Source organism: Arthrobacter sp. NPDC093139 (genome assembly GCF_044754165.1).
Taxonomy (GTDB): domain Bacteria; phylum Actinomycetota; class Actinomycetes; order Actinomycetales; family Micrococcaceae; genus Arthrobacter.
In genome coordinates this window covers 509,694-525,596 of sequence record NZ_JBIVOO010000001.1, presented here as the reverse complement: position 1 = coordinate 525,596, position 15,903 = coordinate 509,694, and the positions used below count along the sequence as shown (strand labels likewise).

Sequence of the window (15,903 nt, the reverse complement as noted above, 5' to 3'; positions counted from 1 at the left end):
TTACTGCGTTCGGGGGAGACGGCACGCGCGCAGGATGGCGCTGGCGTATAGGCTGTGAGTCCAATGACCCGTCAAGATTCCAGCAACCCTTCCGGGGGTGGTGTAAACAGGCCAGCCCAGCCAGACCTGCAGCGGATCCGTCTGGCAGCCCTAAGGCTGTCCAGCGTCGACCTTCGCCAGGCCGAGTTCCTGGACGATGCCGAGCGGCGGCTGGCACGGACGTTCGCTTCGCAGATGCAGCGGGAGAGGTTCCTTGCCGGGCGCATAGCGTTACGGCGCCATGCCGCCGAGGCCGCAGGAGTTGAGGTAGGGGACCTGCAGGCCGACTACGTCTGCCGGGAGTGCAACAGGGACGACCACGTGCACGGGATGCCGCGGTATCAAGCTGGCCCACGGGAGGTGACCGTCCTGGCGAGCCTGAGCAGGGCGGGGGACTGGTGCCTGCTGGCCGCGTCCACGGACGGGCAGGTGCTGGGGGTCGGCGTCGACCTGGAGAGCGGCGGAGCCGCAGGTTTTGCGGGATTTGGACAGATTGCACTTTCGGCTCGGGAACAGGAAGAACTGCAGATGGTGGAGCCGGCGCTGCAGCCGGGTTTCCAGACACGCCTGTGGACGCGCAAGGAGGCAGTACTGAAGGCGCTCGGCACGGGGTTGGCCGTCGTCGACCCGGCTCTCGTGGATGTTGCCGGTTCCGTTCCCCTGCTGCCAGGCCATGTGGCGGGAACGGGTGGGGCTCTGATGACGGCTGAGCCTCCGGCGGGGCACCGGAAGGATAGCCGTAATCGCTGGGTGGTCGACGCTGTGGATCCGGGTTCAGTCGGGCTGCCGCTTTCATTCACTGCAGCGGTGGCGCTGGTCTTGAAGCCTCGTAGTTAGCTGCAGCCCGGGCAGTCACTCTTAGTCAGGGCGCGGCAGCATCGCGAAGGCGACCGTCACGTAACCCAGGGCACCCGCCATGCCGTGCAGCAACTGCCGGTCGATGTTCGACAAATCGTCGCAGCCCTTGTGATAGCAAGGGTCGTGTTCGTCGTTTTCAACACCGCCGAACTTTTCGACCTGGTCAGCCGTCTTCTCGTCTTCGTCTCCGGTGAACAGACCGCCCGTGGGGATGCCGGCTTGCAGGAAGGGCCAGTAGTCGGAATCGCCATCCTCAAATATCGTGGGCTCCGCCGCGAATCCGTTCTGTGCGAAGTAGTCCAGGAAGGTGCGCTCGATTACGTTCGAGCCGGCCGGACCGGCATCTCCGAAGCTTGAGCCATCACCGTCGTGGACGAACCGTCCGCCGTTGGGCGATGCGACCATATCCAGGTTCAGGTTCAGCATGGTCTGCGCGATTTCGCTGTTGCTGAGCGAGTCCACGTAGTGCTGGGAACCCAGCAGGTCCACCTCTTCGGCGCCCCAGAAAGCAAAACGCACCCGGTTCTTCGGCTGGATGCCCGTTTCGGCCATCCAGCGGGCCGTTTCGATCATGGCGGCCACGCCGCTGCCGTTGTCGTTGATCCCGGGGCCGCCGCTCACGGAGTCGAGGTGCCCGCCCACCACGATGGTGTGCTTGGCGCTGCCCGCCGTGTCCGCGAGGATGTTGAAGGTCTCGACGTCCGTCTCGTGGTCCTCATCCCAATAGGTGAAGACCTGCCGCACAGGCCTGTACCCGGCAGCACGCAGCTGTTCCTCAACGTACTTGGCGGAGGCCTCGTAGCCCAAGGTGCCCGAAGCGCGGTTTCCGCCCGATTCGTCCGCGGCCTTCTGTAGTGCCTCAAGGTGCTTCATGAGGTTTCGCTTGGCGAAGGCCGCGTGCACCTTGGTGGCTTCTGCTTCCGGACAGGGCTTGACGGTCTCCGGTACTGCTGTTGACACCTGCGGGATCGCCGGTTGCCGCTCAGGCGGAGACTCCTGTGCCGGGATTGTCACGGCCGGCGGCGCCTCAAGCGGCTCCCTCCCGGCCGGCGACGAACACGACGCCAGCAGCAATGCGGCAGCAGCGATGACGGCTCCTGCCATGGTACTTCGAGATTTGCGCGTCGATCGGAACGCGTCCATGAGAGAACGCTACTGCTTGCCCTGAGGGGTCGGAAAGGTCTTTGACAAGAGTCGAGTATGACGCCGCGCGGGAGGTGCGAGTGCGAGTAGGTAGGTACTTACAGGGGCTTGGATACAGGTACTCGAAGCGGTTGCGGCTAGCTACAAAGCCTGCTTACTGTCGAATTACAGGTTTGACGCCTCAACTGCAACTCGGAGTACTCGCGGTGGGGAAGCCAGGTATTCGCTGCTGGGGGAAATAGCGGCGGCCGCAGTGTTCCGTTCGTGCCGCTCTGCGCGGCTCTTCTTGAAAAGTGAACTGATCCGGACGCAGTTGTCCGGCAGCCTTCATATACAAGCTGTCAGGATCCCCCAACCCTGACCAAGCTCATGGCAGGGAACGAGGGAGAACATGCCGATTATCAAGGATCCGCACCTGTTCAACGAACAGAGCCTGTTCGTTGACCTGGAAGGGGTGCTGGGCTGCCGCCTCTATCTGAAGATCGAGGGGTTTAATTTCGCCGGCTCAATCAAGCTCAAGCCCGCGCGGGAGATGGTCGAGCGCGCCGAGCGGGAGGGGCTGATCGGCCCCGGCTCCATCCTCGTGGAGTCCTCCTCGGGCAACCTCGGCGTCGCGCTCAGCATGATCGCCGCCAGCAAGGGATACCGCTTCCTGTGTGTGATCGATCCGCGCTGCAACCCGGCAACGCGCCAATTCATGGAGTCGCTCGGGGCACAGGTGGACCTGGTCACCGAACCGGATCCCGTCGACGGCTTCCTCGGGGCCCGGCTCAACCACGTGCGGGACCTGTGCGCGTCCAACGAGCGGTATATCTGGCTCAACCAGTACACCAATCCCGGCAACTGGGGAGCGCACTACCGCTGGACTGCCCCCGAGATCTCCAATCAATTCCCCGAACTGGACGTGCTGTTCGTGGGAGCCGGGACAACGGGGACCTTGATGGGTTGCGCGCGGTACTTCCGCGAGCACCGGCCCAATGTCCGGATTGTCGCGGTCGACGCCGCAGGATCGGTCTCGTTCGGCGGCCAGCCGGCCACCCGCCTGATCCCGGGACTCGGCATGAGCGTGCGGCCGCCGCAGCTCGACGAGTCTTTGATCGATGACGTGGTGATGGTCGAAGAACTGGATACGGTGCGCGCCTGCCATCGCCTCGCGGCTGCCGGCTTCACGCTCGGTGGCTCCACCGGGACCGTGGTCCACGGCGGCATGTCTTGGCTCGCCGACCACAACGCCCAGGACCTGACGGCAGTGGCCATCTCCCCGGACATGGGCCGTCCCTACCTGGACACTGTCTACAACCCTGACTGGGTGCACGATCATTTCGGCGCCGAAGCGCTGGCAACCGCCGATTTGGCAGGGGCTCCGGGCCGACGATACGACCCAGTGTCGGGGCCACAGCACCCAGCACCCGTCACCGTGGCCGGTTACATCGCCACCGCGCACTAGGGAAATTCCTGTAGTGAACATGAGTCTCGACAACCTGCAGGGCGCTGCCCGTTCCACAGCTCCCATCGATCCCCCCATTCCTGAGACACCCGCGGCTCCGGCCGGGAACGGCTCTCCAGCAACTCCGGCCACGGGTACGGCCGTTGCCTTGGAGCGCCGGCTGGCGGATCTTCTCGCATCGGTGGTGAAGAAGGACGACGTCCCCGTGGACGCCAACTTCTTCTACGACCTAGGCGCGGACTCGCTGGTGATGGCGCAGTTCTGCGCCCGCGTGCGCAAGCAGCCGGACTTGCCTGCCGTGTCGATCAAGGACATTTACCAGAACCCAACGATCTCGGCGTTGGCCGCGGCACTGGCACCGGCGGAAGAGGCGTCGGCGACGGTTCAGCTGCAGGTGCAGGAACGGCTGGCGGAGGTGCTGTCCGGCGTGCTGGACATTGGGCATGTGCCAGTGGAGGCTGATTTCTTCCAGGACCTGGGCGCGGACTCGCTGGTCATGGCACGGTTCTGCGCCCGCGTGCGCAAGCAACCGGACCTGCCAGCGGTGTCGATCAAGGACATCTACCAGAACCCAACGATCTCGGCGCTGGCCGCGGCCCTGGCACCGGCGGAAACGGTGCCGGGATCGGTCCAGGACCGGTTGGCGGAGGTGCTGTCCGGCGTGCTCGGCGTCGAGCACGTGCCGGTGGACGCCGATTTCTTCCACGACCTGGGCGCGGACTCGCTGGTCATGGCACGGTTCTGCGCCCGCGTGCGGAAGCAGCCGGACCTACCGGCGGTGTCGATGAAAGAGGTCTACGGCAACCCGAGCGTCTCCGCCCTCGCCGCGGCTCTGCAGGTCCCTTCACAGCACGACCGACTGCAGGAGCCCTCGCCTGTCGCGGCTTCAGTGCCGGAGGCTCCGGAGCCCATGGACGCGCGGACATGGGAGTACGTCGCCTGTGGCGCGCTGCAGGTGCTCGTCTACCTCGGCTACTGCCTCCTCGCTGGTTGGCTCGCGGTCGTGGGCTACCAGTGGATATTCCCGGAAGCGGGGCAGGGTAACCACCATTGGTTGGGTCACGGGACGAGCCTGTTGGACGTCTACCTGCGGTCCATCGCCTTCGCCGGGGCGACGTTCGTACTGCTGAGTATCCTTCCGGTGGCCGCGAAGTGGATTATCGTCGGGCGCTTCCGGCCCCAGGAGATCCGTATCTGGAGCCTGTCGTACTTCCGGTTCTGGCTGGTCAAGACCCTAATGCGAACCTCACCCCTCTCGCTGATGGCCGGTTCCCCGCTGACAACCTTCTATTTGCGGGCCATGGGTGCCAAAGTGGGCCGCAACGTGACGATCCTGACCAAGCGCCTGCCGGTCTGCACCGACCTGCTCACGATCGGGGAGGGGACGGTGATCCGCAAGGACGTGATCGCAAACGGCTACCGTGCCCACGGCGGCGTGATCCAGGTCGGTGCGGTGACGCTGGGCCGTGACGTGCTCATCGGCGAGGGCAGCATCCTGGACATTAACACGGCTATGGGAGACGGCTCGCAGTTGGGCCACCGGTCCAGTTTGTATGCCGGCCAAGCAGTGCCCGGGGACGAGCGCTGGCACGGTACGCCGGGCAGGCGCACGGATGTGGACTTCCGCACGGTTGACGCCACGCCCTACCGGCCCTGGCGCCGGGGATGGTTCGCCTTCACCCAGTTCTTGAGTGCGGCGGGCTTGGGCCGAGCCATGCTGACCATAGCCACCGCCGTGGCCGTCCTGGCGTTTCCGCGCGTGGCGGCGCTGTTGGAGCCGCACCCCTTGGCGTTCACTGACTGGACCTTCTATGCCCACGCTGTTGGCCTCGCCGGCCTGACCGTCTTCGGTGGAACGGTCGTGGCGTTGATCGTCGTAACGACCGTGCCGCGGCTGCTCAACCTCGCTCTGAAGCCCGACACGGTGTATCCGCTGTTTGGACTGCGTGACGCGGCGGCGCGGGCGGTGACGAGGTTGACCAACAATTCCATGCTTGGAGGGTTGTTCGGCGACAGCTCGTACGTCGTGAACTACCTGCGGGCCATCGGGTACGACCTGGGACAGGTCCAGCAGACCGGCTCCAACATGGGCACGGTATTCAAGCACGACAACCCTTTCCTTTCGTCGATCGGCACCGGAACGATGATCGCTGACGCGGTGTCGTTTATGAACGCCGACTACTCGCCGACGTCGTTCAAGGTCAGTCGGGCGGCGATCGGCGCGCACAACTTTCTTGGCAACGGCGTTTTCTACCCGGCCGGGGCAAGGACCGGGGACAACTGCCTGCTCGCGACCATGGTGGCGGTCCCCATCGACGGACCGGTGCGCCATGACGTGGGCCTGCTCGGGTCACCGCCGTTCGAGATCCCCCGTTCGGTCCTCCGGGACGCCCTCCCCGAGGAACATAAGAACCGTGCGCACTTCCGCCGGGACCTGGCAGCCAAGAACAGGCACAACCTGCGCACGATGGCCCTCTTGATGCTGGTGCGGTGGCTCAACATCTCGCTGGCCATGATCATCATGTTCGCCGCCCTCGAGCTGTCCGACCAATTCGGTTTCCTTGCCGTGAGCGCGTCGTTTGTCGTGATGCTCCTGATTGGCTTGCTCGTCCCCAGCGGCATCGAGCACATCGTGACGCGGTCCCGGGGACTTCAGCCCCAGCTCTGCTCCATCTACAACCCGTACTTCTGGTGGCACGAGCGGTACTGGAAGCTGCAGATCCAGAGCCGGTACATGACCATCCTCGACGGGACGCCGTTCAAGCCGCTGGTCTGGCGTCTGCTCGGCGTGCGGATTGGGTCCCGGGTCTTCGACGACGGCTGCGCGTTCCCGGAGCGGAGCCTGGTGACGATCGGCTCCCGCTGCACACTGAACGCCGGCTCTGCGGTGCAATGCCATTCCCAGGAGGACGGAATGTTCAAGACCGATCACAGCATCCTTGGGGACGGCGTCACGCTCGGCGTCGGCTGCCTTGTCCACTACGGCGTGACCGCAGAAGACGGTGCCGTCGTTGCCACCGACTCCTTCGTGATGAAGGGGACAACCCTCCCCCGGGGAACCGTCTGGGGTGGCAACCCGGCCGAAGAGGCCCCCGCCGCCGCCGCGTCTCCCCTCGCGCTGGAAAGGCCCGTATCATGACCACCACCTCTGCATTGACCTGCCGCACCGCCGGCGATGGCTCGTCGGGCCCGGGCAAAGACCGGACCGCCCCGGCGGGTGCCGCGCCGACGGCGATTCCCAGGTGGACGCAGGAGCGCCAGCCGGGTCAGGGGCGGATCGAAGTGGCTGTGCCCGAGGACCTGCGCCAGGCCGTGCGGACACTGTCCCGCATCCTGGATGCGACCCCTGCATCCATCTGGATGGCAGCTCATGCAAGGGTGCTTCAGTCGCTGTCCGGCGAAAAAGAGGTCACGACTGGCTGCAAGGACGCGTCGGGGACCTGGCCCTGCGAACTCGATCTGCGACTAGCTTCATGGCATGCGCTGGTCTCTTCGGCGCGCACCCGGCAGGTCCAGGCCCACGCCGAGCGGGCCGGGGGGCCGCAGGCGGGGCGGCCGCAGGCTTCCGGAACGTACGAGGTGGTACTGAGCACCGACCATGACGAGGATTCCGAGCTCGCGGAAGGCCTCGTCCTGGGAGTGTCCCTCCGCGGCGCCGCAGGTGGCGAAGCGTTAAGCCTGCGCTACCGCCGCGACGTCCTCGACGAGGAGGCAGCCCTCCGGATCGCCGGCTATCACCTGAGCGCAGTCCGCCATCTGGTCGCCGACCCCGAGTCGGACCCCGACGACGTCGACCTCGTCGGTCCCGAGGAGCGGCGCTTCCAGCTTGAGCAGCTCGCCGGACCCGAGCGGCCCCGACCCCAGCGGCGCTTCCACGAGCTGTTCGAGGAGCGCGTCCAGCAGCATCCCGAGCGCATCGCGGCGGTCCAGAACGCGCGGGAGTGGACGTACTCAGAGCTGAACGCCCGCGCCAACCGGATTGCACGTGCCCTGCTCGCGCGGGGGCTGCGCGCGGAGGACATCGTGGGGGTCGTCGCCGAACGGGATCTGGAGTGGATGGCCGCTGTGATCGGCATCCTCAAAGCCGGAGGCGCATACCTGCCGATCGAGCCGCACTTCCCGGCCGACCGAATCGCCAGAACGCTCACGCGGGCCGGGGCCCGGGTAGTGCTCACCGAAGGCGGCAGCACCACCACCCTCGACGAGGCACTGGAAGGAATGCCTGCAGTGATGAAGCTCATGATCGAGGACATCGAGGCCGAGGGGCACCCCGCCGGCGACCTCGGCATGGAGATCCGTCCCGATCAGCTCGCTTACGTCTATTTCACCTCCGGGTCCACTGGCGAGCCGAAAGGCGCGATGTGCGAGCACGACGGCATGGTGAACCACCTGTTCGCCAAGATCGAGGACCTGGGGATTGGCCCTGGGGACGTCGTCGCCCAGACCGCCCCCCAATGCTTCGACATCTCGTTGTGGCAACTGGTCTCGGCTCTGCTCGTCGGCGGCCGCACACTCATCGTCGGGCAGGACCGCATCCTCGACGTCGAGCGGTTCATCGACACGGTGGAACGGGGCGCGGTGGCGGTCTTCCAAGTCGTCCCGTCGTATCTGGACGCCGTGGTGGCGTACCTGGGCGGCAAGCCTCGCGCCTTACCGCACCTCCGTTGCGTCTCGGCGACAGGGGAGGCTCTAAAGCGTGAGCTGGTCCGCCGCTGGTTCGACGTGATGCCGAACGTCAAGCTGGTCAACGCCTACGGGCTGACGGAAACCTCCGACGACACGAACCATGAAGTGATGAGTGCAGCGCCCGCGGGCGGCTCCGTGCCACTGGGCCGGCCAATCCCGAACGTCCGGATCCACATCCTCGACGAGCGGCAGCGGCTTGTGCCGCTGGGAGCGCCGGGGGAGATCGCCTTCTCCGGGGTGTGTGTAGGCCGCGGCTACATCAATGACCCGGAGCGCACTGCACAGGCCTACTCCACCGATCCCTATGTGGACGGCGCGCGGCTCTACCGGGCTGGCGACTACGGCCGCTGGTCCCCGGACGGCAAACTGGAGTACCTGGGGCGGCGGGACAACCAAGTCAAGATCTCCGGGTTCCGCATCGAGATCGGCGACATCGAGAACGCGCTGCTGCGAGTTCCCGGCGTCCGCGACGGCGCCGTCGTCGTAGGCGAGGGCGCCGGGCAGTCCAAGTTCCTGGTGGCGTTCTACTCCGGCAATCTGCCGCTCGACGTTGATGAAATCCGCAGCGATCTGGCCGCGCGGGTACCGGGCTACATGGTTCCGTCGGCGTACAGGTGGCAGGAGAGCCTGCCCCTGACCGGCAACGGAAAAATCGACCGCAAGGCTTTGACCCGCATGGCGCTGGAGGTCGTCCCCGAGGCCGGCATCGCCGGGGAAGCCCTCTCGGCGACCGAGCAGCGACTCGCCGAGGCGTGGGCGACGGTGCTCGGCCTGCCGGTGGGCCGGATCGGTGGGCAGGACTCGTTCTTTGCACTGGGCGGGACTTCGCTGTCCGCGGTGAAGCTCGCCGTCCTGCTAAAGCGCGCAGTGTCGATCAAGGACATCATGAAGACGCCCATCCTGACGGATCTGGCGGCCCTGCTCGAAGCCTCGTCCCTGGCGGACGCTGCCGTTCCGACCGCCCCGCGGCTGGCGGGAGCCGTCGCGGAGCCCGACTCCATGGCCCCGGTGGGAGGACCGGCTGGCCACTCCCACCAGCTATCCATGAAACGAAAGGACCTCTGATGTCGTCTCCTGCACCCAGGATCCAGTTCGACGTGGAACGCCAAGCCGGGAAGGCACCGATGCTCACCGTCGAGGATGGCCGCGACCCCATACGGTGGGCCGAACAGAACCGTGAGGCGCTGCGTGCGGCCGTGGTTGAGCACGGCGCCGTCCTGGTCCGCGGTCTGGGCCTCCGAGATCCAGCCCAAGTGGCCGATGCCTTCCAACGGCTGGTTTCTGGTGGCCTCATGCCGGACCGGGAGGCGTTCGCCACCAGGCAGCCCTACTTGGACGGCGTGTACTCATCCCTCACTTGGCCGGCGAATCAGCCCATGTGCATGCACCATGAGCTCAGCTACGCGCTCGAGTTCCCCGGATTGATGCTCTTCGCGTGTCTCCAGGCACCCAGCGTCGGTGGTGTGACCGGTGTGGCGGACGCCCACACCGTGCTCGATGCCATACCCCCGGACATCGTCCGGCGGTTCGAAAACGAGGGGTGGCTGCTCGCCCGCAGCTACAACGAAGACATCGGTGCCACCTATGAGGAAGCATTCGGGGTTTCGAACCGCGCCGACGTCGAGAGCTACTGCCGCGCGCACGAAATCGAGTTCGAGTGGCAGAGCGACGGGGAGCTGCGCACCCGGCAACGGCGCCCCGCCGTGGTCCGGCACCCGGTGACCGGTCAACGCTGCTGGTTCAACCAGGTGGCGTTCCTGAGCGAATGGACGATTGCGCCCGAGGTGCGGGAGTACCTGGTGGACGTCTACGGTCCCGACGGGCTGCCCTTCAACACCCGCTTCGGCAACGGTGAGCCGATTGACGAGGAAATCATTGCCCTCCTGAATGAGGTCTATGAGGCCCACACTCTTCGAACCCCTTGGGAGACGGGAGACCTCATGCTGGTCGACAACGTCCGCATGGCGCACAGCCGCGAGGCCTATGAGGGGCCTCGCGAGATTCTCGTCGGCATGGCCGAGCCGCGCAACATTTTCGATCTCGATACGCACACCCAGGACGGTTCAAGATGACAGAATTCGCCACTTCCCCAGTCACAGCGGCCGTAGAGCCGAAGACAGTTCCGCCTTTCGCAGTCATTTCAGGGACTCAGGTGCAGCAGGTGCTCCAGGGCCGGGAAAAGCAGGTCATCGAGCTGGTCGAGCAGACCTACCGCGTGCATGCAGCCGGAGACTCGGTGAACCCGCCGTCCTATTTCCTGCGCTTCCCGGACCGGCCCACCTCGCGTATCATCGCCCTGCCGGCCTCGGTCGGCGGACAGGTAGAGGTTGACGGCATCAAATGGGTCTCCAGCTTCCCGGACAATGTCGCATCGGGGATTCCGCGCGCGTCAGCTGTGTTGATCCTCAACGACCGGGCAACGGGGTACCCCTTGGCTTGCATGGAGGGCTCCATCATCAGTGCCTCCAGGACGGCTGCATCGGCCGCCGCGGCTGCCGACTGGCTCAGCCGGGGACGCGGGCGTCCGCGACGTATCGGGTTCTTCGGCGTCGGCCTCATTGCCCGTTACATCCACACCTTCCTGAACGCCGCTGACTGGTCCTTCGACGAGATCGGAGTGTTCGACCTCTCGGATGAGAGCGCGGAGGGCTTCAAGGGCTATCTTGAACGCAGCGGCGCCCGAGCCCGGGTGACCATGCACGACGGCCCCGAGCAGCTGATCAGAAGCAGCGACCTCGTCGTGTTCGCCACGGTGGCGGACCAGCCGCACGTGCACGACACGACGTGGTTCGAGCACAACCCGCTGGTGCTTCACGTGTCCCTGCGCGACCTGGCCCCGGAGATCCTGTTGGCGTCGACCAACATCCTTGACGACGTCGACCACTGCTTGAAAGCCGGGACGTCGGCCCACCTCGTGGAGCAGATGGTCGGCCACCGGGACTTCGTGGACGGCACCTTGGCCGACGTCATGGAAGGCAGGGTCTCGCCGGCGGACGACCGCCCCGTGGTGTTTTCGCCCTTCGGCCTTGGCGTGCTCGACTTGGCCGTGGGCAAGTACGTCTACGACGAACTTGCGAGCAGAGGCCAGCTCCAGGTGGTCGAGGGCTTCTTTTCCGAACTGCGACGGTACGGCTGACCGGCGGGATCAACCACGTTTACCGATTCGCACCCACCGAGGAGTGACACAATGCTCTCGTTAGCGCAGATGCTGGGAAATGTGTCCGAGGCATACCTGCAGTCCCCTGACGACTGGGCACGGTCGGTCACCGAGGTCCTGCGGGACGCCGCGGTCTACCACCAGGCCGGTAACGGCTTCTACCGTGCCCAGTGTGACGCGTTGGGAGTCGATCCCGCCGCGATCAACGACATCAACGACCTGCAAGACCTGCCACTGTTGCCGGTCGGCATGTTCAAGCGTCCCGACGCCCAGGTGCTGCTCACCTGCTCCCTGGCCGACATCGAGACCGAAACCCGCTCCAGCGGAACCCGCGGTGTCCCGTCCGTGGCCCCCCGCAACAGCGAGACTTTGACCCTGGCGCTGGTCGGCCTGATGGGGACCTACCGGGAGTTCTTCAGCCTGTCCGGGGGCGCGGGACTTTTCTTGAACCCGTCGGACCCCGAAGCTTCGGAGATGGGTCTGCTCAAGGACTTGAACATCCTGAACAGCGTCTTCGACCACCACACGTATCTCGTTGCCGACCAGGCGTTCGACGCCAGGGAGGCCCTGGAGCAGCTGTGCCGGTGGAAGGGCCATATGACACGCCACATCGTCGGTCCCCCGTTCCTCATCGGCCAGCTCCTCCGGTTCCTCGAGCGGGAGGAGATCAATGTGCGCCTGGACCCATACAGCATGATCATCACTCTCGGCGGCTGGAAGCGGCACACGGCCGAGGCCATCCCTGACGAAGGCTTTCGGGAGCGGTGCCACGACCTGCTCGGCGTGCGCACGGAGAACGTCCGCGACATGTACGGGATGATCGAGTCGAACATGCTCGCGGTCGAATGCCACCTGCACCGCAAGCACGTTCCGCCATGGTGCTACATCTCCATCCGGGATCCTGGCCAGAACGGCAAGGAGCTCACCCCGGGGGAGACCGGCACCATCGCCGTACTGGACGCCCTCAGCACCAGCTACCCCGGTTTCCTCCTCACCGACGACATGGGCGACGTCGAGACCGGCACGTGCGGGTGCGGCAGAACCGGCCAGGTCATCAACTTCCGCCGCCGCGGGCAGGGAGACCCGTTTGGCCACTGCCCCGTCAGCATCGAGCGCTACCTCGGTTCGGGCACCGCCGACGCTGAGGTGCCGGCTCTCGTGAAGGCCTGATTAAGACGCGCACCGGAGGTCACATGCGCACACGCACAGGCACCGCAGGGCCGTGTCACGGTGATGTAAGGGACAGCCCCACGGAAGCGCGGTCATCCATCACCGGAACCCGCCCGTTCCTGAGTTCGGCCTCCGCCCAGCAGGAACCGGTACCGACGGTGGTCAGTCAGATGCAAGAAGTGACGACGGGCAGCAGCATGCCGCCTGCAGTCGAGACAGATCCGGCTGCGAACGTGCGGGCCGGCGTTACAGTCTATTTTCTGGGCGGCGAGCAGAACCTGCTCTACGTTGAGGTCAACGGGCAGTGGGTGGAATACGTCAAGTCCGCTCCGCCGTCTGAGGATCAGAAGCCGGCAGCCCAAGCGCCCCTGGCCCAGCCAATTCCTCACACGGATACAGGCCAAAATGCCCGCCCGGGCCCTGATGCATGGCCTGGTCCTGTCCACTGGGCCGGTTACACCTGCCACAGTCCCGACGAATTGACGCGGGACCGCAAGCGCCGGGTCTACTACGATCCTGCCACCAGGCCGGATCGGTTCTTCACCGCAAACAGTGAGGCGCCCGCGCTGCCCTTACCAGTCGTCGAGTTTGCCGGGCAGATGGCAGACCCGGAACCATGGCTCGATCTCGAGTCGGGGGACCGGTTCTCGTCCCTCCAGGCCAGCATGGTCCTGAAGCCGCTGAGGTACGCCCCGCGCTAGCCGTTTACAGCTCCCGCCATTGAGGCCGCAGGACTCTTGAGCGAGGAAGCCTGCGGAGCCCTTAGGCTCGAGGACGAGTTGCAGGACGAGGCCCAGGCCGGCTGACAGCGCCGGCTTCCAGGCTCAAAGGCGGTTGACCTCTGTCACCCGGACTACGGCGGTGCCGGTCTCGTCGGAAGCGGCGAGGTCCACCTCGGCCGAGATGCCCCAGTCGTGGTTGCCCGCGGGGTCGTCGAAGATCTGGCGGACCTTCCAGACCGCCGGCCCCTCCGTGATCATCAGCAGGCCCGGGCCCCGGGCGTCGGGGCCCGTGCCGATGTCGTCGTGCTCGTCGAAGTAGTCGTCCAGGATGTCCTCCCAGCGGTTCGCATCCCAGCCGGCATCGCCGTCGAGCTCGCCCAGCGCGGCCGCATCCTCGTCCGCGAAGAGCTCCACGCGCCGGAACATCTCGTTCCTGACCATGACACGGAAGGCCCGTGTGTTCGACGTCAGCGACGGCGGCGGCGGGGGCGGCGCGTCGTGCGGAGTCGGCGCCGCGCCGGACGTCAGCTCCTCCCACTCATCCAGCAGGCTGGAGTCAACCTGGCGGACCAGCTCGCCGAGCCACGCGATGAGATCCTCCAGGTCCTCCCGGAGGGCGTCCTGGGGGACGGTCTGGCGCAGGGCCTTGAAGCCGTCGGCCAGGTAGCGCAGCACAATGCCCTCGGAGCGCGCCAAGCCGTAGAACTGGACGAACTCGCCGAAGTTCATGGCGCGTTCGTACATGTCCCTGATGACGGACTTGGGCGCCAGTTCGAAGTCGCCCACCCATGGCGCTGCCTTGCGGTAGACCTCGAAGGCCTCGCCGAGGATCTCGGCGAGCGGCTGCGGGTAGGTGACCTCGTCGAGCATCGCCATGCGCTGCTCGTATTCAATGCCGTCCGCCTTCATCGCGGCGATCGCCTCGCCCCGGGCTTTCTTCTGCTGCGCGGAGAGGATCTGCCGCGGCTTCTCCAGGGTGGCCTCGATGACCGAGACAACGTCCAGGGCATACGACGGCGACTCCGGATCCAGCAGCTCCAGCGCGGCCAGGGCAAACGGGGAGAGGGGCTGGTTCAGCGCGAAGTTCGCCTGCAGATGGACCGTCAGGCGGACGGTGCGGCCGTCGGGGCCCTGGTCAGCCGGCGGGATGCGTTCCACCACCTCCGCCGCGAGCAGTTCGCGGTAAATCGCCAAGGCCTTTTTCATCAGCCGGAGCTGGGCTGACCGGGGTTCGTGGTTCTCGGTGAGCAGCCGGCGTGCCGCGGCGAACGGATCGCCGGGGCGCTCCATCAGGTTCATCAGCATCGCGTGGGTCACGGTGAAGCTTGAACTCAGGGGCTCCGGTACAGACTCCATCAGCCGGTTGTAGGTGGGCTCGCCCCACGAGACGAAGCCCTCCGGGGGTTTCTTCTTCACAACCTGGCGGAGCTTCTTCTGATCGTCGCCGAACTTGGCGGTTGCCTTGGCCATGGCCTTGACGTTCTCCACCACATGCTCGGGCGCCTGGACCACCACGGTGCCGGCGGTGTCGTAGCCTGCCCGCCCGGCGCGTCCGGCGATCTGGTGGAATTCCCGGGAGTTGAGCAGGCGGGTGCGGACGCCGTCGTACTTACTGAGTGCGGTGAGCAGCACGGTCCGGATGGGCACATTGATGCCGACGCCCAACGTATCGGTCCCGCAGATGACCTTCAGCAGGCCGGCCTGGGCGAGCTGCTCCACGAGGCGCCGGTACTTGGGCAGCATGCCTGCGTGGTGGACGCCGATGCCGTGCCGGACAAGGCGGTTGAGCGTCTTGCCGAACCCTGCTGCGAAGCGGAAGTTGGCGATCAGCTCCGCGATCCGGTCCTTTTCTTCGCGGCTGCAGACATTGATGCTCATCAGTGTCTGGGCGCGTTCAATCGCTTCGGCCTGGCTGAAGTGGACGACGTAGACGGGAACCTGCCGGGTGGACAGCAGCTCCTCGAGCGTCTCGTGCACGGGCGTCTGGTGATAGTAGTAATGCAGCGGAATCGGACGCTCAGCGGAACTGACCGTAGTGGTGGGCCGCCCGGTGAGGGCGGTCAGGCCGTCCTCGAAGCGGCTGACGTCGCCCAGGGTTGCGGACATCAGGAGGAACTGGGCCTGCGGCAGTTCCAGCAGTGGCACCTGCCAGGCCCAGCCGCGTTGCGGATCGGAGTAGAAGTGGAACTCATCCATGATCACGGCGCCCAGATCGGCGGCCGCCCCCTCACGCAGGGCGATGTTAGCCAGGATCTCCGCCGTGCAGCAGATGATCGGTGCATCCTGGTTGACGCCGGAGTCACCGGTGATCATGCCCACGTTCTCGGCACCGAAAATGTCGCACAGGGCGAAAAACTTCTCCGAGACCAGGGCCTTGATGGGGGCCGTGTAGTAGCTGCGTGCCCCCCGGGCCATCGCCTGGAAGTGCGCTGCGATGGCAACGAGGGATTTGCCCGACCCGGTGGGAGTCGCCAGGATCACGTTGGCGCCGGAGGCGAGCTCCATGATGGCCTCGTCCTGGGCGGCATACAGCTCCAGTCCCCGGCTTTCGGTCCATTCCAGGAAGCGCATGTAGAGCGAATCCGGGTCTGCCTCCGCCGTCGTTGTCCGTGCGGCAGGGGCGGGGAGCTGTTCAACGAGTTTCATTGCTTTCCAGCTTAGTGCGTGTCCCTGCCGCGCGT

General features: G+C 65.9%; 10 protein-coding genes. 8 read left to right on the top strand and 2 right to left on the bottom strand.

Annotated features, from left to right (window positions below; all coding sequences use genetic code 11):
- Window positions 1–63: 63 nt before the first annotated feature.
- On the top strand, window positions 64–876 hold the full coding sequence (locus tag ACIP90_RS02585; protein ID WP_400576569.1) for a 4'-phosphopantetheinyl transferase family protein: 813 nt from the start codon (window positions 64–66) through the stop codon (window positions 874–876).
- A 21-nt stretch (window positions 877–897) separates the two neighbouring features.
- Here the strand turns inward: ACIP90_RS02585 and ACIP90_RS02580 are convergent, their stop codons facing one another.
- Window positions 898–2,001 (bottom strand): M20/M25/M40 family metallo-hydrolase, encoded by a 1,104-nt coding sequence (locus ACIP90_RS02580; RefSeq protein WP_400576567.1) that lies wholly within the window; start codon window positions 1,999–2,001, stop codon window positions 898–900.
- Window positions 2,002–2,431: 430 nt separating this feature from the next.
- On the opposite strand from ACIP90_RS02580, the gene sbnA reads away from it, so the two are divergent.
- Genes sbnA through ACIP90_RS02545 form a run of 7 tightly spaced genes read left to right on the top strand, consistent with a single transcriptional unit; the run spans window position 2,432 to window position 13,201 of the window.
- Window positions 2,432–3,487 carry a 2,3-diaminopropionate biosynthesis protein SbnA gene (sbnA, locus tag ACIP90_RS02575; protein ID WP_400576566.1) on the top strand — a complete coding sequence of 352 codons (1,056 nt, stop codon included), beginning with the start codon at window positions 2,432–2,434 and terminating at the stop codon, window positions 3,485–3,487.
- 19 nt (window positions 3,488–3,506) lie between these two features.
- Window positions 3,507–6,626: a Pls/PosA family non-ribosomal peptide synthetase gene (locus ACIP90_RS02570; protein ID WP_400576564.1), complete on the top strand. Its 3,120-nt coding sequence runs from the start codon at window positions 3,507–3,509 to the stop codon at window positions 6,624–6,626.
- Window positions 6,623–9,238: an amino acid adenylation domain-containing protein gene (locus ACIP90_RS02565; RefSeq protein ID WP_400576561.1), complete on the top strand. Its 2,616-nt coding sequence runs from the start codon at window positions 6,623–6,625 to the stop codon at window positions 9,236–9,238. Before ACIP90_RS02570 ends, ACIP90_RS02565 begins: the two co-directional genes overlap by 4 nt.
- The gene (locus ACIP90_RS02560; protein WP_400576559.1) at window positions 9,238–10,245 is read left to right on the top strand and encodes a TauD/TfdA family dioxygenase; all 1,008 of its coding nucleotides are present in this window, start codon (window positions 9,238–9,240) and stop codon (window positions 10,243–10,245) included. Before ACIP90_RS02565 ends, ACIP90_RS02560 begins: the two co-directional genes overlap by 1 nt.
- Window positions 10,242–11,309: a 2,3-diaminopropionate biosynthesis protein SbnB gene (sbnB, locus tag ACIP90_RS02555; protein ID WP_400576557.1), complete on the top strand. Its 1,068-nt coding sequence runs from the start codon at window positions 10,242–10,244 to the stop codon at window positions 11,307–11,309. Before ACIP90_RS02560 ends, sbnB begins: the two co-directional genes overlap by 4 nt.
- A gap of 51 nt (window positions 11,310–11,360) precedes the next feature.
- On the top strand, window positions 11,361–12,500 hold the full coding sequence (locus tag ACIP90_RS02550; protein WP_400576554.1) for an acyl-protein synthetase: 1,140 nt from the start codon (window positions 11,361–11,363) through the stop codon (window positions 12,498–12,500).
- Window positions 12,501–12,523: 23 nt separating this feature from the next.
- Window positions 12,524–13,201: a hypothetical protein gene (locus ACIP90_RS02545; RefSeq protein ID WP_400576551.1), complete on the top strand. Its 678-nt coding sequence runs from the start codon at window positions 12,524–12,526 to the stop codon at window positions 13,199–13,201.
- 123 nt (window positions 13,202–13,324) lie between these two features.
- Here the strand turns inward: ACIP90_RS02545 and ACIP90_RS02540 are convergent, their stop codons facing one another.
- A complete protein-coding gene (locus ACIP90_RS02540) occupies window positions 13,325–15,868 on the bottom strand; it encodes a DEAD/DEAH box helicase (RefSeq protein WP_400576548.1) in 2,544 nt (847 codons plus the stop codon).
- Window positions 15,869–15,903 lie beyond the last annotated feature (35 nt).